The sequence below is a fragment of the Peribacillus sp. Aquil_B1 genome (assembly GCF_022603275.1).
Taxonomy (GTDB): Bacteria; Bacillota; Bacilli; order Bacillales; family DSM-1321; genus Peribacillus.
In genome coordinates, this window is record NZ_JAKXEE010000006.1 from 71,746 (window position 1) to 89,765 (window position 18,020).

The 18,020-nt window shown below is 35.2% G+C and carries 18 protein-coding genes and 2 pseudogenes; 11 read left to right on the top strand and 9 right to left on the bottom strand.

Translation table 11 applies throughout. From position 1 onward, the window contains the following. The first annotated feature begins 45 nt into the window (after window positions 1-45). The 5 genes and pseudogenes from MPH60_RS25130 to MPH60_RS25150 form a co-directional block, all read left to right on the top strand. Window positions 46-615, top strand: a complete 570-nt coding sequence (locus MPH60_RS25130) for an HAD family hydrolase (RefSeq protein ID WP_241594710.1) — start codon at window positions 46-48, stop codon at window positions 613-615. 183 nt (window positions 616-798) lie between these two features. After that, window positions 799-1,089, top strand: coding sequence for an HPr family phosphocarrier protein (locus MPH60_RS25135; RefSeq protein WP_241594711.1), 291 nt, complete (start codon window positions 799-801; stop codon window positions 1,087-1,089). Window positions 1,090-1,659: 570 nt separating this feature from the next. Beyond that, entirely contained in the window at window positions 1,660-1,905 is a 246-nt protein-coding gene (locus MPH60_RS25140; RefSeq protein ID WP_048689328.1) for an AbrB/MazE/SpoVT family DNA-binding domain-containing protein, read from the top strand. Between the two features lies 1 nt (window position 1,906). Further along, window positions 1,907-2,308, top strand: coding sequence for a type II toxin-antitoxin system death-on-curing family toxin (locus MPH60_RS25145; protein WP_241594712.1), 402 nt, complete (start codon window positions 1,907-1,909; stop codon window positions 2,306-2,308). A 277-nt stretch (window positions 2,309-2,585) separates the two neighbouring features. After that, window positions 2,586-2,762 (top strand): annotated as a pseudogene (locus MPH60_RS25150) (HTH domain-containing protein); the annotation flags it as partial. A 539-nt stretch (window positions 2,763-3,301) separates the two neighbouring features. On the opposite strand, the gene MPH60_RS25155 reads toward MPH60_RS25150, so the two are convergent. Next, window positions 3,302-4,447 (bottom strand): tyrosine-type recombinase/integrase, encoded by a 1,146-nt coding sequence (locus tag MPH60_RS25155; protein ID WP_241594713.1) that lies wholly within the window; start codon window positions 4,445-4,447, stop codon window positions 3,302-3,304. 359 nt (window positions 4,448-4,806) lie between these two features. Between MPH60_RS25155 and MPH60_RS25160 the strand changes: the two genes are divergently transcribed. The 6 genes from MPH60_RS25160 (at window position 4,807) to MPH60_RS25185 (ending at window position 12,965) form a co-directional block, all read left to right on the top strand. Continuing rightward, the gene (locus MPH60_RS25160; protein WP_241594714.1) at window positions 4,807-6,057 is read left to right on the top strand and encodes a helix-turn-helix domain-containing protein; all 1,251 of its coding nucleotides are present in this window, start codon (window positions 4,807-4,809) and stop codon (window positions 6,055-6,057) included. 443 nt (window positions 6,058-6,500) lie between these two features. Beyond that, window positions 6,501-6,779, top strand: coding sequence for a helix-turn-helix domain-containing protein (locus tag MPH60_RS25165; protein ID WP_241594715.1), 279 nt, complete (start codon window positions 6,501-6,503; stop codon window positions 6,777-6,779). A 15-nt stretch (window positions 6,780-6,794) separates the two neighbouring features. After that, window positions 6,795-7,748 (top strand): AAA family ATPase, encoded by a 954-nt coding sequence (locus MPH60_RS25170; RefSeq protein ID WP_241594716.1) that lies wholly within the window; start codon window positions 6,795-6,797, stop codon window positions 7,746-7,748. 10 nt (window positions 7,749-7,758) lie between these two features. Beyond that, complete coding sequence (locus tag MPH60_RS25175; protein WP_241594724.1) at window positions 7,759-10,206, top strand: S8 family peptidase; 2,448 nt, start codon at window positions 7,759-7,761, stop codon at window positions 10,204-10,206. A gap of 1,089 nt (window positions 10,207-11,295) precedes the next feature. Beyond that, window positions 11,296-11,985 (top strand): hypothetical protein, encoded by a 690-nt coding sequence (locus MPH60_RS25180; protein ID WP_241594717.1) that lies wholly within the window; start codon window positions 11,296-11,298, stop codon window positions 11,983-11,985. Then, window positions 11,916-12,965, top strand: a complete 1,050-nt coding sequence (locus MPH60_RS25185; RefSeq protein WP_241594718.1) for a hypothetical protein — start codon at window positions 11,916-11,918, stop codon at window positions 12,963-12,965. The genes MPH60_RS25180 and MPH60_RS25185 overlap by 70 nt, the downstream gene beginning before the upstream one ends. A gap of 283 nt (window positions 12,966-13,248) precedes the next feature. Here MPH60_RS25185 and xerS read toward each other — a convergent pair whose 3' ends face one another. The 8 genes and pseudogenes from xerS to MPH60_RS25225 all read right to left on the bottom strand — a co-directional run bounded on the left by xerS (window position 13,249) and on the right by MPH60_RS25225 (window position 17,799). Continuing rightward, window positions 13,249-14,376, bottom strand: a complete 1,128-nt coding sequence (gene xerS, locus MPH60_RS25190; protein ID WP_241594719.1) for a tyrosine recombinase XerS — start codon at window positions 14,374-14,376, stop codon at window positions 13,249-13,251. Window positions 14,377-14,506: 130 nt separating this feature from the next. Then, complete coding sequence (locus tag MPH60_RS25195) at window positions 14,507-14,668, bottom strand: hypothetical protein (RefSeq protein WP_241594720.1); 162 nt, start codon at window positions 14,666-14,668, stop codon at window positions 14,507-14,509. 15 nt (window positions 14,669-14,683) lie between these two features. Next, the gene (hepT, locus tag MPH60_RS25200; protein ID WP_241594721.1) at window positions 14,684-15,088 is read right to left on the bottom strand and encodes a type VII toxin-antitoxin system HepT family RNase toxin; all 405 of its coding nucleotides are present in this window, start codon (window positions 15,086-15,088) and stop codon (window positions 14,684-14,686) included. Continuing rightward, a complete protein-coding gene (mntA, locus tag MPH60_RS25205; protein ID WP_241594722.1) occupies window positions 15,078-15,485 on the bottom strand; it encodes a type VII toxin-antitoxin system MntA family adenylyltransferase antitoxin in 408 nt (135 codons plus the stop codon). The genes hepT and mntA overlap by 11 nt, the downstream gene beginning before the upstream one ends. 138 nt (window positions 15,486-15,623) lie before the next feature. Next, window positions 15,624-15,871, bottom strand: a pseudogene (locus tag MPH60_RS25210) (recombinase family protein); the annotation flags it as partial. A 325-nt stretch (window positions 15,872-16,196) separates the two neighbouring features. Then, window positions 16,197-16,394 carry an IDEAL domain-containing protein gene (locus tag MPH60_RS25215; RefSeq protein ID WP_161922913.1) on the bottom strand — a complete coding sequence of 66 codons (198 nt, stop codon included), beginning with the start codon at window positions 16,392-16,394 and terminating at the stop codon, window positions 16,197-16,199. A gap of 437 nt (window positions 16,395-16,831) precedes the next feature. Next, window positions 16,832-17,077 carry a hypothetical protein gene (locus MPH60_RS25220; RefSeq protein ID WP_241594857.1) on the bottom strand — a complete coding sequence of 82 codons (246 nt, stop codon included), beginning with the start codon at window positions 17,075-17,077 and terminating at the stop codon, window positions 16,832-16,834. 563 nt (window positions 17,078-17,640) lie between these two features. Further along, window positions 17,641-17,799, bottom strand: a complete 159-nt coding sequence (locus MPH60_RS25225; RefSeq protein WP_241594858.1) for a DUF1540 domain-containing protein — start codon at window positions 17,797-17,799, stop codon at window positions 17,641-17,643. Between the last annotated feature and the right edge of the window lie 221 nt (window positions 17,800-18,020).

An 18,020-nucleotide genomic window follows, 5' to 3' on the forward strand; every position in this document is an offset into this window, starting at 1 on the left:
ATCTAGCTACATTAAATTGTTTTTTTAGATAAAGGGGTTATTTTGATGATTTCACACGTAATTTGGGACTTAGGTGAGACGATTAACACTTTGCCACCAGAAGGTATGGATTTAAAACCTCTTGACCAATACAAGGAGATAGAGTTACGTCCAGGTGTTCAGGAAACGCTGAATACCATTGAACAGCTTGGGTATACACAAGCTGTTCTGAGTAACACAGCAAGCAGTGACAGTGCTACTACTATAAGGATGATGGAAAACCTCGGAATAAATAAATACTTCACATATGTATACGCTACTCAATCCGAGTTAGATCACCAAAAACCAGAAAAACCAAACCGGGCTGTGTTTGATATCGTTCTTAATGCTCTTAAAATTGAAGCAAGACAAGCAGTAATGGTAGGTAACACCTGGGATACAGATATAATAGGGGCTAACCTTTGTGGAATGCATGCCATATGGCTTCAAAATCCTATTGTTTTATCTAGGAAGGATAAAGGAACAAAGGTTCAATCTCCGCCTTGGATTATTCCTGTATGGGATGTCTCTGATGTACCAATGGCTCTTACTTTACTTTCTTCTTGTGAAAGACAGCTTGAGTCAACTCAAAATTAGTGTTTATTAATTTGTTATATATTATAGAAGCAATGAGTAAACAGAGATAAGGACATCCGTTATCGTTTCTCTTATCTCTTTTTGAAATGGTACACAATGACTGCTAAGGAACTTATCCAATACATTAGCAATGAATTTAACGGAGGAGATAATTTCTAATATGTTTATTCAGGAGGAATCAAAATGCTTAATAAAATTTATTCAATAACCGATAGTGCAGGACTTCATGCACGTCCTTCATCTTTATTAGTCAAAACCGTTACTCCGTTTGAATCAGATGTGATATTGGAGTATGCTGGAAGACAAATTAATTTAAAATCGATTATAGCCGTTATGTCACTTGGGATTCCCAAAGAAGCTACTATTAAAATAATAGCTAACGGCAGTGATGCAGAGAAAGTTATCGCCCATATTGATGGAGTGATGGAAAATGAAAACCTTGGTATATGGAGGCAGACGCAAATAAGCAAGTGATAGGCTGGACTTACTTTAAGGTAAAGTTATTCTCCATACACTTGATAAGAATAAAATTTGGATTTATTTTTGTATTCTATACAAAGTCAATCATATAATTTAAGTCCAAATAGGGTTGAACGAAATGTCTAGGTTAGTTCGTTGCTTCAACATATATTTTCCTATTATTAAAGGCATGATCCTAAAAAAGGGAGCAGGCCATTTTTTTATCACTTATTTCATCCACTCGGGTTTTCCGAATCCGTCACTGTATACTCCGAACGTAAAAGTACACTTTTACGTTCGGTATTTTTGCTAAAGTTTGGTATACCAAAAGTTGAAGTTACAGAAGTAATAAAGAAGTGTATAAGACGAAAAAGTAAAAAAGGAGTAAAGAAACAATCGTCTTTTTAACTCCTAAACCTCCCCTAGCTTTAACAGCTGTCATTTCCCCTGCTTTCCATCGATCAAGGTTGTTCGAATGATTGTAAGCTAAAAATAACCGATTTAGATAAAAGTAGTATAAACCATAAAGACTAATGTTATAATAGTAATAACAATTATAACTTTCTTTTGAAGGAGGAATGAATAATGGCCATTAGGAAATTAACTAAAGTCGGAAATAGCTTGGGTATTACGTTTCCAGTTGAAATGTTGAAAACTGCAAATTTAGCTTTTGGAGACGAATTAGAGGTTGAGTTCAAAGGTGAAGAAATCATTTTAAGGAAAAATAAAAATGTGAAATTACCTAAAGGTGTAGATGCGGAATTTATGGAAATGTTATCAGATGTTATTAAAGAACATGACGAAGCATTCAAGGGTTTGGTGGATAGATAATATGACGTTGGATATTATCTATCTTTCCACTAATCAAATTATTGCTATCAATGCCATTCAAATAAAAGTTTATTCTCCTACTGAACAAATCGGGGTGAAAGATCCCGGCCTCCTTGATTCTGCAGTGAACAGACCCAGACAAACTGTTTTCGAGAATGATGCTTACCCATCTATTCATGAAAAGGCTGCAGCCTTATTCGAATCCATTTCTAAAAATCATGCGTTCCACAACGCAAACAAGAGGACAGCACTCGCTTCCCTTATTATGTTTCTGAAGATCAATCATTATCAATGGCTAATGGGTATAGAAGAAGAACAGGATTTTGTTGTAGATGTAGTCAACCATAAGTATGATTTTAAAGCTATCGCAAGAATCATCAAAGAGAACATAAAGGCCTTATAGAAGGGTTCGAGATGGATTCATGGAGGATTTAAGTTATTTGGTATTATTTACCAAAATTCAGATAAGGGCATTAAAAAATATAATGATGGAAATATGCAGCAAATTCATACTGGCTTAAACTATAAGAAAAAGTTTCATTGGAAAAACAAATATAAAAAGCTACTTCGTCATGGCTAAACCGTACCCTATAGAGTAGACACCAAAGTCTCCTATGGGGTACTTTTTTGTATAATTAAGAAACATAACGAGAAAACACAACATGGGAATGGAGAAGGTTATGAGTAAAAAGCTTTTTACAGAGAAAGAAATCAAACTACTATCATCTAATAATTATGTTAAATCTGTAAGTTCAAAAGGAATTACTTATACTGATGAATTTTAGCATATATTTATAGCGGAAAAACAAAAAGGCAAGTTCGCAAGGCAAATATTTAAAAAATTTGGGTTTGATGTATGTTGATCTTGTTTGCTATCGTCTTGGTTGATCTAATAGAGGAACAACTTCTATTAGTGACGAGAAGGAAGGGGACTTTTTGTAATATTGATATTTTATGGAGTGTGGAATCTGATTGTCCTCCCATTAGCATTTATGATAGGTGCCAAATTTCTGGGTATATTCTATACTCAAGATTAAAACTAGTAAAACACCATTTGGTTTATTCTAACTGTGTTTTTGCTTTGGGTTAAAGCTATCTGCATACATGTCGTAAACTTTTTACGTTTTACCATCGAGCTTGGCACTTTTATCAAACGTATATAACCCCAGCTATTATAAAATTAATGTAAGTGGTAATCTTGAGTAAGGAAAATAGGATAAAAAAATTCACAAATGCAATCAAAAAAAATGTAATGATTTTGGACATTGCCATTAATGAAGATTTATATCGCCAATGAAAGCATTAAATCCAAATTATATCTTTATCTTTTAAGCGCGCCACTCAAGTGGAGTCTAGAATTAGCAATAACTTCTCTAATTATGACGAGTTTCTTCTATTATATATACTCCCCAAACACATCTGATTTCCATAAATGAATCGCATGTCGTTCTTTTTCAAAAACCTTCTCCAAATAAATCTCTGTAGTAGAGAGCTGCTCATGGCCCAGACTCTTCATAATCTGATAGACATCCACTCCATTTAAGTGAGAAATGATGGCAAAAGCATGCCTAAAGGTGTGAGGACCAATGGATGAAGAACGAAACTTCAAAAAAGGCAATCCACTCTCCTTAATGGCTTTTGTTAGGTATTGAGACAAATAAGAGGGAGAGTAGGAACGACCGGTATTGGTCGTAAAGAGCGGGTCATCTCCTTCTGCTACATCTATATCGTCGAGCCCTCTAGCTGAACGGAACATGCGAATACTATTCATCCCTTTTTCTTTCAATGGAATTTGCCTTCTTTTATTTCCTTTACCAAGGACCTCTAAAAAATACGTGCTGGTAATGGAATCATATTGAAGATCCTTGATTCGGAGTCTTGTAAACTCTTCATTACGCATGCCTGTCATCGTCAGGATATGAATGATTGAAAAAACGATGGGGTGGTTGATTTCCCTGAAGTAATCAAGTAGCTGAATGACTTCCTTTGGTCCCAAATCACGGTTCGGCCGATTATCTTTACGAATATTGACCTTATAGAACCCTTCATGAATGGGATCCGTGATATAGCCTGATTCGAACAGGAATTTCATAAAGTTTTTAATGATGGTTGTCTTTCTGGATAATGTGGCAACGGAATACGCTCCTTTTGTTACGACATAGGGGCTTTTTTCCGATAACCATTCCTGATATCTTCGAATGTGGCGGGTGGATAGAGATTTAAAGAGTGAACCCTCCACCACTTTTTCCAAGTCTATATTGATTTCCACCGAATAAGTGATTAATTGCTCAATAAATTGAAGAAGTTCTCGCTCATAGGCTTGGACGGTACGGGTGGACTTTTCATGTTGCTGTTTTAAATGCTCTCGCCGTTGAAGAAACCACTGTAACATGTCTAGATCGCTAAAATCGGAAAACGGTTTTTGCCCATTCTTTTCTGTCGTATCTAAACGTTCCTGTAACGTATGAATCGAAATGTCTGAAAGTCTCTTTTTCCATGCAAGGCTCTGAATCTCTTTCGTGTTTACCATCAGTTCATGCATACCTGTATCCCTCACTTTTATAATCCATCTATTAATAAGAAAAAGTATATAAAAAATATTTTCATTACTTGTGGTTATACATTACATTATATCAAAATACAAGAATTAATTAATTATGGAAAACCTAAATAAATTCTATATTTATTTAGGTCAAACATAATTAGTATATAAATAGATTCTAAAATTAGAATAATATTGTTGGATTCTTATATTATATCTATAATGTTTATATAAAAGGAATTTATTATTATACTTATTTAAATCTATATTATATATTATGATAGATATAAGAAATTAATAGATAATCTGGAGAATGAAAGAGATATAATAATAAAAGATAAAAGGTGAAGAGACAAATCATGAATAAACTAAACCATGAAAAAAACACGCAGACTGCCTCTTATGAAATGGGGGAAACGGTTTATGTTCTCCCAACATGTACGGAAGAAGAAGACCCAGAGAGCTTTTACTACTTTAAACAATTTGAAAAAAAAGAAGGCGTGATTTTGGAAGTGATCGAACACCCACGTCTCCAATATCGTGTGAAATTTGGCCAGGCGGAAGCAGTCTTGTATCATGAGGAATTGACGAATGGGAACCAACGGGATGTTCCCATAACAGGAACGGATCATCAAGAAGGATGGGAGGGGGATAAAGTGGAATGGTATACACAAAAAGAAGTAGCTGATTTATTAGGCGTATCCAAGGCAACGGTCTACCATTATGGAAAGCAGAAGAAAATCATTAAAATTTTGGATCCCCATCGATTACATAAAGAGGCCCGTTATCAAAAGACGGAAGTGGATCGATTAGTATCTGAAAAACACTCTTTCCCTACTGGTATGAGTCCCAATGATGTGGCAAAGAAATTGGGTTTATCTGTACAAAGTGTTTATAAATATATACAAGATGGTTCAATAAAAGCTAAGGCTGTCCCTTATGGTGATGAGAGGACGATCTATGTCATATCTGAAACAGCATATGAGGAAGCCGCGGAATTACTGAAGCCATCTGCATCCCAACGCCCAAAACGATTTGAGTATTATCAATCTAGTCAGGATATCGTCTTATTTCAGAAATTCCATTCAAGCAAGGTTCCTGAAGCACGTGTTATACGGAATAAAGACAATGAATGGGGTTTTTATTTACCCAATATTCAAAAATGGTTACCATTTGAAGAAGGGTTAAGGGATTATCAGTTAAAACCGGTCTATCCCATTCATCAATCTACTTTGGAGAATAAAGGCTATATCCAGCTAGAAATTCCGAAGGATGCTGTTGTCCTTTACCCATTCCTGGACTATTTATATGAAATATGGGGAATGGAAAACATACGATTGAGGGAACAGGATGACACGATCCTACTCTTCATTCGGGCAGGGGAAAGGCCATTAAGGACAAAGGGTTTCTTTGTGGCTGATATCCTGCCATTTTTAATAAAAGGATACATCAACCATGAAGAAGGACACCTGATTTTTAGAAGTTCTTACCGAAAAACTAGTTTTGAATTACCTGTTGATCTACTAGAAAGCATGACAGAATTAGCTGAACAAGAAGGAATCAGTATAAGTAAGTGGGTAGAGCAAAGATTATTATCACTGCTAAAGTGATTTTGTTTGGAGGAAATAAGATATTGTCTTAATTCAAATAACTATACGGAAAAGTCCCAAACTGTGAAGGCATAAGTAATAGTTAGCTAAACGCACGGGTGTCCGTGGTGACGCCGAGTCTGAAAACAGCGGGCGGCAAAACTCCTGTCTGAGGAACACAAACATCATAGAAGGCTATGTACGATTGGGTGAGTTTGCCAAACAAAATAAAGCTCTTTCTGCCGAAGATCGTACCCAAGGGGTCAAAAGTTTGTTATCACGTTAGAAACCTTACGTTATCTTTCTTAATTGAACCGCCGTATACTGAACGGTACGAACGGTGGTGTGCAAAGTCGGGAGTTAATCCCTACCTCCAACTCGATTATCCTACGTATTGAATACCCCTATATAGTAGGGGTATAATGATTTTAAAAAGTACTAAACAGACAATAGGGTGGAATTCAATGAAGATAATTGAAGAAAATAAATCTGGAAAAATTCAGAAGGACTGTATTTTGGTTAACCGTACACCGGTTTATACATATATTGATGTGAAGAATATACGTAAAAGAATGAGTATGACACAAAAACAATTTTCAGAAGCCTTTGGTGTTTCAGTGAAGACTATAGAAGCTTGGGAGAATGGACGGAATCGACCTAATGGTGTCGCGATGCGATTATTGGAAATTTGTGAAAAGAATCCTGATTTGTTTGTGGAGTTAAACATAATCAATTTAAAGTGAAATGAGGGTGAAAAAATGGCGACAGCTGATCAAATAAAAATGCTAATAAAATCTCATTATGCCGAGAATAATGAACATTTCAATACTGCCGTTCTACAATTAGCAGCACATGAAGCGAGAAGTGGGCATGTAGCATTAGCGAGAGAAATCCAGGATATTGTCAATAAAGAGCGAAGTAAAAGAAACAATATATTGCATTTAAACAAATATAATGAATTTATTGATTACCAAGAAACAGATCAAAGATTATCTGAAATGATTATTAGTGAAGAATTAAAAGAACGCATTCATCGAATTAAAAATGAGTTCAGAAGACAAGACGAATTAAAAAAATATAATTTAAAAAATAGAAGAAAGATATTACTTGTTGGTCCACCGGGAACTGGAAAAACGATGACAGCCTCCGTATTATCGACGGAATTGGGTATGCCATTAGGAACTGTTATGATGGACAAAATGGTTACAAAATATATGGGAGAAACGAGCACAAAGTTAAGAACTATATTTGAAGCCATTAGCGAATTACAAGGCGTCTATTTGTTTGATGAGTTCGACGCAATTGGGTCTAAACGGGAGCAGGATAATGATGTTGGCGAAATGAGAAGAGTTGTTAACACTTTTTTACAGCTTTTAGAACAAGATACTTCAAACAGTTTAATTATTGCAGCTACTAATAATATTAGCTTGTTAGATGAAGCTTTATTTAGAAGGTTTGATGATATCATTTTTTATGGAAATCCAGATAAACGACAAATTAAATCATTGATTGAAAACAAATTAGCCATACTTGAAAAAAACTTAGATTTAACGATAATTATTGAATCAGCTTTAGGTTTAAGTCATGCCGAAATTTCTAGAGCTTGTGTAGATAGCATTAAGGAAGTTATTTTAAGTGACAAAGAATTAGTGGTTGAAGATTTAGTGTTAGCAATGATTCAGGAAAGAAAAGATATCTACACGAAGGGATGATTGATTGAAGATGGCGGAACACATTTTTATATCTGGAAAACCCGAAAGTCACCGTTACACTGCCTTTGGAGCACCTATAAAAGACAATGTACCGGTCAGAGAGCGAAGAACTCATGCGAAATTTTTACAAAATAAATTAAATGATATTTGGAAGGTAGTTAATGAAAATGATAGCGCTAGGCTGGCAGTCTCATTGCCTGTTCGTAATGGGACGTACTTGGAGTTTATGGGGAGTCCAGATGAGTTATTGAATATCCAAAGCTTAGAGAATAAACCTTCTGGTATTAGATTATTGAATTCCCGAATTGTAGATGCTGACAATCATCGAGTTATTAAAGCAACGGTATATGTTCCGAAAGGGAAAGAAGGATTTTTTTTGAAAAGGATAGAGGAGTATGGAGAAGATACCAAAGGAACTCCCAAACATGAAAAATTAGTTGCCACAATCAATGATATTAGGGGAGCGGTGCTAGAATCATTTTGGATTGGTAAAAAAGAGTGGATGCCTGGTGAAAATCCTATCTGGTGTGAGATTTGGATTCGAGATGAAGCGAAAGATGGGAATGCACTAAGCTTTGTTAAGAAGTCGATTATAGAACTTGGTATTGTCATGAAAAGAGAAGAAATTAGTTTTCCAGAGCGTAAAGTAATATTAATAAAAGCAGACAGAAAACAGTTAACCGAATTAATTGCACGAAATGAATTTATTGCAGAAATAAAAAGAGCAACTGAAGCCAATAGTTTCTTTTTAGATATAGAAAACAAGGAACAAGTTGATTGGGCTAGGGATTTACTTGAAAGGTTGGAGCAAGAAGAAAGCAATGTTGCTGTGAGCATATTAGATACGGGTATAAACAACGGGAATATATTATTAGCTAAAATAGTCGCAGATGAAGATATACATAGCTATTTTAACGACTCAGGAAATGATTTGGAAGGGCATGGGACAGCAATGGGTGGTATATCAGCTTACGGTGATTTAAAAGAAGCATTGTTGTCTGAAGAAAAGATGATTTTGTCACATTCTTTAGAATCTATGAAGATTTTTCCAGATGGACAAAAGAACGCCCCAGAACTTTTTGGTGCTATTACAGCTCAATCTGTTAGTACTCTCTATATTAAAAAACCGGAAAGAGAAAGAATTATTTGTATGGCAGTAACCGCTGAAGATTATATGTATTTGGACGGACGTCCTTCCTCTTGGTCAGCAGCAATCGATGATCTTATTCACGGTACGATGGACGAAGTTCAAAAAGTTTTCATTGTTTCGGCAGGTAATATTCGTGGTCCGCAGAAAGTCTATAATTATCCCGATAGTAGTTTACTAGAAGCCATTGAAGACCCAGGTCAATCATGGAATGCAATTACTGTAGGTGCTTATACGAATTTGGATGCTCCGGAGGATTCATCGTATGAAGTTGTTGCACAAAGTGGAGGACTTTCTCCTTATTCAAGGTCGTCCGTACTATTTGATAAAATATGGCCGATTAAGCCGGAAATTGTGCTTGAAGGTGGTAACGCAGTAAAGTCGGGCGATGGAGCTTATGAGGACGCAGAACTTTCTGTCCTAACAACTCATCATAGCCCAGTTAAGGGGATTTTCACTACTGTAAATGCAACAAGTGCAGCTACAGCTTCTGCAAGCTGGCTAGCAGCGAAAATTCAGACTGAATATCCCGAAGCATGGCCTGAAACAGTAAGAGCCCTATTAATCCATTCGGCAGAATGGACAAATGAAATGAAAAAACAATTTTTGAAGGGAACCAAAAAGGGCGATTATCAACAGCTATTAAGAACATGTGGCTATGGTGTACCGAGTTTTGAACGGGCAATAGAAACCGCAAATAATAGAGTGAACCTGATCATTCAATCAGAGTTACAACCTTTTGACAAGTTAGATGGCAGCTACAAAACAAATGAAATGCATATCCATGAATTGCCTTGGCCTAAAGAAGAATTACTAAACATGCTTGATGCAGAAGTTGAAATGAAAGTTACTTTATCCTACTATATTGAACCAGGACCTGGTGAAAAAGGCTGGAAAGATAAATACAGATATGCCTCTAGTGGATTGCGTTTTGATTTAAATGGGACGAGTGATAAAGAGTCCTTTTTGAAGCGAATTAACAAAGCAGCTGTAGCTGAAGATGAAAAAGGCGGCGGTTCCTCGAGTATTGGCTGGAAGCTAGGACCAGGTAATAGAGATGTTGGTTCTATCCATTCAGATACATGGATTGGTCCTGCGGCTAATCTTGCAACTAGTAACTATATTGGTATATACCCTGTAATTGGCTGGTGGAGAGAGCGCCCTCACTTAGGGAAATGGGACCATAAAATAAGGTATTCTTTAGTTGTTTCTCTGTCAACTCCCGAAACGCAAGTTGATTTATTAACTCCAATTCAAAATCAAATCGCTGCTCAAATAGCTACTGAAGTTAAGCCGGAAATTAAGATTTAGCTGTGTTTAAGAAGGCGGGAAAGGTAGTGGACAATATAGAAGTCCCACCTCCTATGACTTTTCCTGCTGAATGTGAAACTTGGTTAAGAAAAGTATACAATGGGCTATAAGAAATTTATAAACTAGATTAATTGCAGATAAGCGGCAGGTTGGCAGAAATAAGGCAAAGTTAATTTGATAATCCTTATATAACTAACTTGCCCCTTTAGCTCCATAAGAAAAAGAGCTACGGAAACAAATCCCATAGAAGTAAAGCATCTGTATGTTGAATAAGAACATTTATTAATGAAGGTGCGCAGCGCAAAGGAAACCGACAAAACTACATTTATATATCCATATCTTTAGCTTCAAGGTCTTCCTCGATTTCCTCTATTCTCAATGCTAAGTAAGCTTCAATTTCTACAAGAAGATCTGATATCTCTTTGATGATGGAATGTACTAATAAAATATTCCCTTGTAAAAGTCCAGTATTTCTTTTTGTACTCTCAAGAGAAGTCTGCTTTTCACTTCGAAAACCCTTTTAGGAAATAGATATTTAACAATGCTGTTTTCTAAATCACCTATTAAATCAGGAGAATATAATTCTTCATCTCAAGGGTATGGCAGAGGAGACCCTTTTAGACACACCAATTGGTATGGTAAAACTGCTAGTATGGCTTCGGATAGGGACAATAATTCTTTGTGTTTACCGCCCATTTCATATCGGAGTTACTCGAAGAAGTCAGGAAATATCTTATTTGATAAAACTGTTTTTACATATTTCTACATCGAAGTTTACTAAAAAAGTCCATTCCATCTACCCTTAATGGGGAGATTTTACATGTATACGACATTAGGAAGTTTTTTGATTTTCCAATGAATAAAGCTCCACCAAATGATACGCTAATATTAAGTTTACACAACCCTTCTCAGGAGGAATCTCAATGCAGGCAAGGGTCCATTTAGAGAAAAATATTTCAGATTCAACTCAGGGTATAATATCTAAAAAACTATAATACAGACAATTAAAACTAGTTTTCTAGTTGTGAATAAAGTACTATTAAATTAGGAAACATTAGGTTAAAACAAACATATAGAATGGGGATATTTATGCATGAGTATACTGTAATTGACCATCCTAAACACAAGATCTTATTTGGGGTTGCAATAGCATCTATAGGTTTATCTAGCCTGATTTCAAATCGTATCCAACCTTGGGTCCAAGAAGCCCTTAATGCCCCCATTGTCGCTACTATCTCTCTAAGTGGTGTGACTATATTTTACGCACTCTATCTATTGTTTAATCTCTTAGTCTGGAAAGTCCCTCTGTTCCGGAAAATTTTCAACTTTCCGAATTTAGATGGGGTATGGGAATGTTCCGGGCTATCAAATAACATTAGATTGAACGAACAATTTAAGTGGGATGGAACTATAACTATAAGGCAAACATGGGACAAAATCTTAATCACTTTAAAAACTAAAAATTCCAATTCTAATTCATTAAGTACTACGGGTGGAATTAAGTACTATGCGGGGATGGGGTATAAGTTATCCTATCATTATGAAAATAATCCAAGTGCTAACTCAGATAAGGATCTAAGAAAACATGATGGATATTGCATTTTAACCTTTAGCGAGGATGGAAAAACAGCAGAAGGTTGCTATTTTAATAACATGAAAGATAGACAATCTTATGGCGATATGATGTTGAGAAGGAGGAAAGAAAAAAAATGGCGAATTTTGACTACTCTAAAAGGCTGGATAACCTTAAAAAAAGAAGGCAAGAAGATGGCGAGTTAATTAAGAAGTCGCATTTTGGTGAGTATGAAGTAATAAAGGAATCCTATGAAGAACTAAAAGAGTCTTCCACTATTAAGTACGCAATCGGTGCAATGAATCCAGTTGATTTAAAGTATACCCATAATACAATTTTAGAGGGTGAAAGAGTAAAAAATCAACTTTCAAAACTTAAAGACAGTGGTTTTAATGTTGAATTTCAATATCAGGGATCAGTCACCAATAATACACATATCAAGGCTCACAGCGATATTGATGTATTAACTTTGCATTCGGGTTTCTATACACTAGAAATCCCTCAAAAACCTACATATCCGTATGCAGGAGATCCTGTGAAGGATTTATGTGAACTGAGAGAGGATTGTTATTCTATTCTATCAAGTGCTTTTCCTGCAGCAGAAATTGATAACTCAGGAGCAAAATCAATCGGGTTACAAGGAGGTTCCTTGAGAAGAAAAGTCGATGTAGTACCATCAAACTGGTATAACACAATTTTGTATAGTCAAACCGGAGAAGAATACCATCGAGGGGTCATGGTCCTGGATTATCATAATAAAACACGATTAGCAAACACACCTTTTTACCATAATAAGCTTCTGAATGATAAAGATCTTCAAACTGCAACAAATTATAAAAAGGTTGTAAGATTATTAAAGACATTAAAGGCTGACAGTGATGCAAAAATTAATCTCAGTAGTTATGATATTGCTGCGCTTATGTATCACCAGGATAATTCTTCGTACTTAGTTGGCCATTCACCGTTGAGGATTATTACAAACTCCCTTTCATTTTTGAAAAATGTTTATCACAATAAATCATATAGAACTAATTTGTTAGTCCCTGACAAATCAAGAGCTATATTCGAAAGGGCAACTGTAAATGATTTAGAATTAATGATATTTGAATTAGATAAAATGGCCCAAGATATCATAAATGACCTTTCAGCATCAGGTAGTACCATACATAAAGAAATTGTTGCGTAATAAAGTAAAGAACGGTCTTTTTTTTTCTTACTTGTAAAAACATAAAGATTTGTATCTCACTGGATTAAATTATACTTTTCTTGACGAAGACTACCCTAGTGCCTGTATGCATCATCTTTTATCGAGGTAAGGCTGGTTATCTCAAAAAGCTTAGTGTTTCTTCAAGAATGTCAAAGGTGTTTTATAATGTTTGTTATTCTTATCAAACATTATAAAATAATTATTAAAATTGAGTGATTACACACATACAAAAAGAGAAGACTGAAGGTCTTCTCTTTTTCATTTAATCCTTTTCACGATAATTGGTTCTTCTCTCCCCCAGCTGTTCCGCAGCCTTTTTAGCCTTCTCCTGTTCAGGATTTGTATAGAGGGCGGCCGTTGTGGTTGAAGTATGACCCAGTTGAGTCATCAGTAAATGTATATCTCCGGACTGCTCCATTAAATTCGTCCCATAAGTATGCCTCAGTTTGTGAGGGGACATGGATTTATTGGACTTAAAGGCCTTCGTGTATTTCTTTACTAAAGCCTCAATGGCGCGGTTGGAAAGGGGGGTGGCTCCATCATTCACCCTAGTCAAGAATACATAGGCCGTATCATCGTTTGATCCCCTATAACGTTCCGATCGCACAGCTAGGTAATCTTTTATATCCTGCATGGACGGAGGAGAGACTGCCACTATATCTTTTTTTCCACCTTTACGTAATACATGTATTTGTTTTTCCTCGAAATCCAAGTCTCGTAGCCTTAAGTTGGATAATTCATTCACCCGGATGCCGCTTCCTAAGAAGAGGGATAAAATCGCAAAATCACGTTCCTTGTCCCTTTTAAAATATATGAGTTTTCTGGACTTTTCAGGTAGCTCCTTTTCATAGTCATGTTTCACGAATTCAAGAAATCGCGCATCCTCATCGTTGTGGAAAATCTTTGTTGATATCCTGGAAGCACGCGCTCCCAGTGTTTCTTTCACTTTATTCACTTCAATTTTCAACATGACATTTCGGTAGAAGTAAGGTTCGCCATCATCATTTTCTGTCTGTGTCGTTAAATATTTGAAAAGGGAACGTAATGCTGAAATTTTTCGATTAACGGATACTTTTTCCGCTTTTTTTGTTTCCTTCTTGTTGATGGGGATATTTCTCCGTTCCAAAAATTTTATAAAGGATTGAGCCTCAATCAACTTCAACTTTTCCAGCACGGATAGGGGGATATCTTTAATATGCTCCTGCTCAGCAATGCCTTCGGCTATTAGCCACTCCAAAAATAATTTATAATCAAGAACGTAATTCAATAGGGTGGAAGGAGATCGAATATCCAATTTATTGTCAACATATTCAACGATATAAAAAGGCATGGACTTAACCAGCTTTTCCAATTTCTGCTCATGGACTTGATGTTGTCTGGTATTGGCCATTGATTTACTCCTTTTTTAACTTTAATTTATGCGTAAAATTCAATTTTTACGAATAGTTGTTTACATAATAATATTATTTATTTTACATTGTTTTTCGTTACAGCCCATCCAGGGAATAGGACTGCAGTAATCAATTTTTCACTGGAACTTTCACATACTCATATTTATCTGGATATTGAAGTTTATGATTTTCGATAGTTGCTTCAGCTGCATTTTTATCTTCAAAAACCTCATCTAACTTGATTGTTTCTTTATTTGTATGGGGATCATAAACTCGGATTATGTATTTCATCTTAAAACCCCTTTATTAGAATTTAAGGATTTGTTTTGTATAGTCGGTAAAATCTCCAAGATGGTTTTCAATAATTTGCTTCAAAATGTCTATATTAACCGTCTGGTAGTCATGAACTGCTATGTTTCTAAAACCCACCATGGCCTTTAATCGTTTGACGGTATTTTCGTCGATAATTAAAGCCCCATGAAGCATATCAAAAGCATCTCTGCTGGTTTGAGGCAATCCTAATTTCTGTTCAGCTACAATATGCATAGCCAAGTCGATTGACGCTTCGCAGGCCCTTTGTATATTGAGGATTATGGAGTCTTGTTTGGTATAGTCCATTAGGTTTTCTGGATTATTTTCGTATACGACCTTAACCCGGTTTATGCAACGTTCTATAACACTGATTTTGTTCAATATCACATCATTCTTCATAAATGGTCCCACTTTCTCCTATTTTTTTTAAGATATTTTCGCGTTCTTCGTTTAATTTAGCGTACATGCTTAATGCGGTCATTTGGAGGTTTTTAAGAAGAGTGTCGTTCGCTGAATATATAATTGTACCAGTAGTATATATCTGGGCTTTAAATACCGTGGATGCTGCTCGGATATTGACCAAATCCACCTCAATTTTCAGAATATCTGCTAATTCTTGTGCCAGCTGAAAAACTTCATATGTAGTAAGGGATTGATCTTCGCTGTAGAAAGCAATATCGATATCACTTTCTTTATGTGTAGAGTTTTTTGCATAAGAACCAAAGATAATAATGAAAACGGGATCAATTTTTTTTATGAGAGTATCTTGAATGGTTTGAAACATCTCTGTATACATAAGACACGCTCCCTAAATTATTATATGAAGATTATACCAAACATTCATTCTCATGTCCATTTGTTCGTAAAACTGAAATTTTACGCATAAATAAAGATCTTCGATCTCGAATACAGTCTTTAGATTGGGCCACCTCCATCCAGTTGCATTGCTTTTGTCCATTGTTAGGTTTTCTGGCAGACTATGAAAGCCAATACCTAGTTCATTTAAGCTATACTCAATTTGAATCAAATCTTGCATGTTATGGCCTAGTTGGTCACGTTTGTATCACCTTCACATGCAAACTGATGTGCTTCCTCTAAATCATGACGTTGTTTTTTTGTCTCACTCACTTTATCGTGAAAAATTTTTGTACAACCATGTTGCGTTAACGCATCTGTTTGTACACGTGCCTATCCAATTAACACCAACTATCACTCTCTCTCATTGTTGCTCTGATTTTTTTTAAGATAATATAAAAATAAATCAATCTTTGAAAATAGAATAATGAACAGGGTTTTATTACATTTAAGTCAATAAAAAATGCCTCTTTCAAATTAAAAAGAAGCGTGTTCAGAAAAGGACGTGTTTTGGAACAAATAATAACTTATTGATAATATCGTGCTTTATCGATAAAAATCATAAACGCCAATCCCTTATAGATATGGGATTGGCGTTTTGGCGTACTTCTTAAAGTTACAAATATGTTAAGTTCATTTTATAAACAACATTTTAAGAAATGTTTTTCAATTCCTCTGTTAATCGTAGGAATTCTTCTTTGTTTTGATCCTGTAATGACTGGTCAATCTCTTTTCGGATTTGCTCTTTTCGGAAATTAAGAAGGGCTTTATTTAACACCATTTCAGCAAATTCAGAATCCTTAATGTTTATTTCAGGTTGTGGTGGTGTATTAGCCAAATTCTTTTCCATAGGAAACCAACTCCTTGACCTTTTTTCTATTATACCACCATTTTTCAGAACATTCAATTATTTAGCTAAGTAGTTCCAATAATATAATATATCCATTAGTCAGATAATTGTTTTATATGTTTTCAATAACAAAACTAATTATATATTTCGTAAGTACTTCCTTAAATAATCTTATATCTCTAATTTGAATCGAATAGGTAATTATAAATCAAAAGTTAGTTAATTTATTTGTAGAGCGTTTCTCAGCATTAAATTTTTTAAAAAAGCAGTGTTTTTGACTTAAAAAGTTATGTTTTTACTTTCAGGTAGGTTTACGTTTAGCTGTTCAGTGATTGCTGGATCTAGTTTACACTAAACGAACTTATAGGAAGAAAACCCCTGAAATTTTTGATTGCAGGGGTTTTCTTCCTTTTTTCTATTTTTGATTATGTAAAAGCTTATTTTTCATAAATAATAGGGACTAGTTCCATCCCCACCTTTTGGGCTGCAATATAGCGTCTGTAACCGTCCCTAAGGACCTTTGTATCCCTATCTATCATAATGGGTTCATCTAAGCAGCCTGTCCGTTTAACATGATTTAAAACTTGTTGTGTTTTTTCAACACTCGGATTGGAATTTAAAAACTCTTCCGTTACAACAATCTGATTTAGTAAAATAAACTCTTCTGTTTCATCTGGTTTCATTTTTATTTTCACCCCTATCTGAAGTCTAATTATATTCTTTATTCACCTGTTATAAGACCGATTTAATCAGCTATTCTCACTTTTCTCATCCTAAGGCCACCATTTGGCAACCTTCTTATGGCACAAACTCACCCTTTAGTGTAAGTACATTTGTTCACATGTTAGTTCAGATAGAAGATAAATTAAAAAAGAGCAGATAATTTTTAGTTATCTTCCCTTCCTTTTTAACAGTTGGAATGACTATTGATTGCCTAGCCTAGAACATTATCATTACGACAAAACGTCCAACATTATATCCCGCTAAGACTATTGAAAATCCACCAAATATATAGAAACTCGCTTTAATAAAATTATTTTGTTCATTAATTTAATAAAGTTTTTAAATTGATTTTCAAGTTATATCCCCTCTTGCATAGTCGTGCTAATTAAATTATTTTTAAGGGGAAAGTCTCCATTAAAAATGGTAAAGGAACCCGGTATGACTGCATACCGATAGGGGACTGTTCCTATTTCTCAAATTAAAAAACCGGGCGGCATCAGCCGTCCGGCCCATTCTGTATTCACTATTGTTTGCGCGGTTCAAAGGTTTTACAAGCCGTTTCCTCAACATTGTCAGCATCATTGTTTTCAAGCCCCACGACATAAATGGAGTCGGCAACACATTGATTCCCCTCGGCCCAGTACGTACAATTCTCTACGTTACACAAAACTTCGAGTTTCATAAAATGTCTCCTCCTCTTTATCGTTTAGTAACATATCCCCGTTTTTGGATATGGATAAACTCACATAAGCTTCTTCCTTCTTCTATGGAACTACCCAAATGTCTGTAAAACCAAGCTCCCACTAGCCTTCTTTGATTAATTTTGAATACGAATTTCTTCATTTATTAAATCAAAGTTTTCTAGTCCGCTATTCATGCGTAAAATAGATATTTTACGCAAAT

Excerpts from the sequence above, each read along its gene's own strand:
- MPH60_RS25130 (WP_241594710.1), top strand. The coding sequence starts at position 46 with ATGATTTCACACGTAATTTGGGACTTAGGTGAGACGATTAACACTTTG.
- MPH60_RS25135 (WP_241594711.1), top strand. The coding sequence starts at position 799 with ATGCTTAATAAAATTTATTCAATAACCGATAGTGCAGGACTTCATGCA.
- MPH60_RS25140 (WP_048689328.1), top strand. The coding sequence starts at position 1,660 with ATGGCCATTAGGAAATTAACTAAAGTCGGAAATAGCTTGGGTATTACG.
- MPH60_RS25145 (WP_241594712.1), top strand. The coding sequence starts at position 1,907 with ATGACGTTGGATATTATCTATCTTTCCACTAATCAAATTATTGCTATC.
- MPH60_RS25155 (WP_241594713.1), bottom strand. The coding sequence starts at position 4,447 with ATGCATGAACTGATGGTAAACACGAAAGAGATTCAGAGCCTTGCATGG.
- MPH60_RS25160 (WP_241594714.1), top strand. The coding sequence starts at position 4,807 with ATGAATAAACTAAACCATGAAAAAAACACGCAGACTGCCTCTTATGAA.
- MPH60_RS25165 (WP_241594715.1), top strand. The coding sequence starts at position 6,501 with ATGAAGATAATTGAAGAAAATAAATCTGGAAAAATTCAGAAGGACTGT.
- MPH60_RS25170 (WP_241594716.1), top strand. The coding sequence starts at position 6,795 with ATGGCGACAGCTGATCAAATAAAAATGCTAATAAAATCTCATTATGCC.
- MPH60_RS25175 (WP_241594724.1), top strand. The coding sequence starts at position 7,759 with ATGGCGGAACACATTTTTATATCTGGAAAACCCGAAAGTCACCGTTAC.
- MPH60_RS25180 (WP_241594717.1), top strand. The coding sequence starts at position 11,296 with ATGCATGAGTATACTGTAATTGACCATCCTAAACACAAGATCTTATTT.
- MPH60_RS25185 (WP_241594718.1), top strand. The coding sequence starts at position 11,916 with ATGGCGAATTTTGACTACTCTAAAAGGCTGGATAACCTTAAAAAAAGA.
- xerS (WP_241594719.1), bottom strand. The coding sequence starts at position 14,376 with ATGGCCAATACCAGACAACATCAAGTCCATGAGCAGAAATTGGAAAAG.
- MPH60_RS25195 (WP_241594720.1), bottom strand. The coding sequence starts at position 14,668 with ATGAAATACATAATCCGAGTTTATGATCCCCATACAAATAAAGAAACA.
- hepT (WP_241594721.1), bottom strand. The coding sequence starts at position 15,088 with ATGAAGAATGATGTGATATTGAACAAAATCAGTGTTATAGAACGTTGC.
- mntA (WP_241594722.1), bottom strand. The coding sequence starts at position 15,485 with ATGTATACAGAGATGTTTCAAACCATTCAAGATACTCTCATAAAAAAA.
- MPH60_RS25215 (WP_161922913.1), bottom strand. The coding sequence starts at position 16,394 with ATGGAAAAGAATTTGGCTAATACACCACCACAACCTGAAATAAACATT.
- MPH60_RS25220 (WP_241594857.1), bottom strand. The coding sequence starts at position 17,077 with ATGAAACCAGATGAAACAGAAGAGTTTATTTTACTAAATCAGATTGTT.
- MPH60_RS25225 (WP_241594858.1), bottom strand. The coding sequence starts at position 17,799 with ATGAAACTCGAAGTTTTGTGTAACGTAGAGAATTGTACGTACTGGGCC.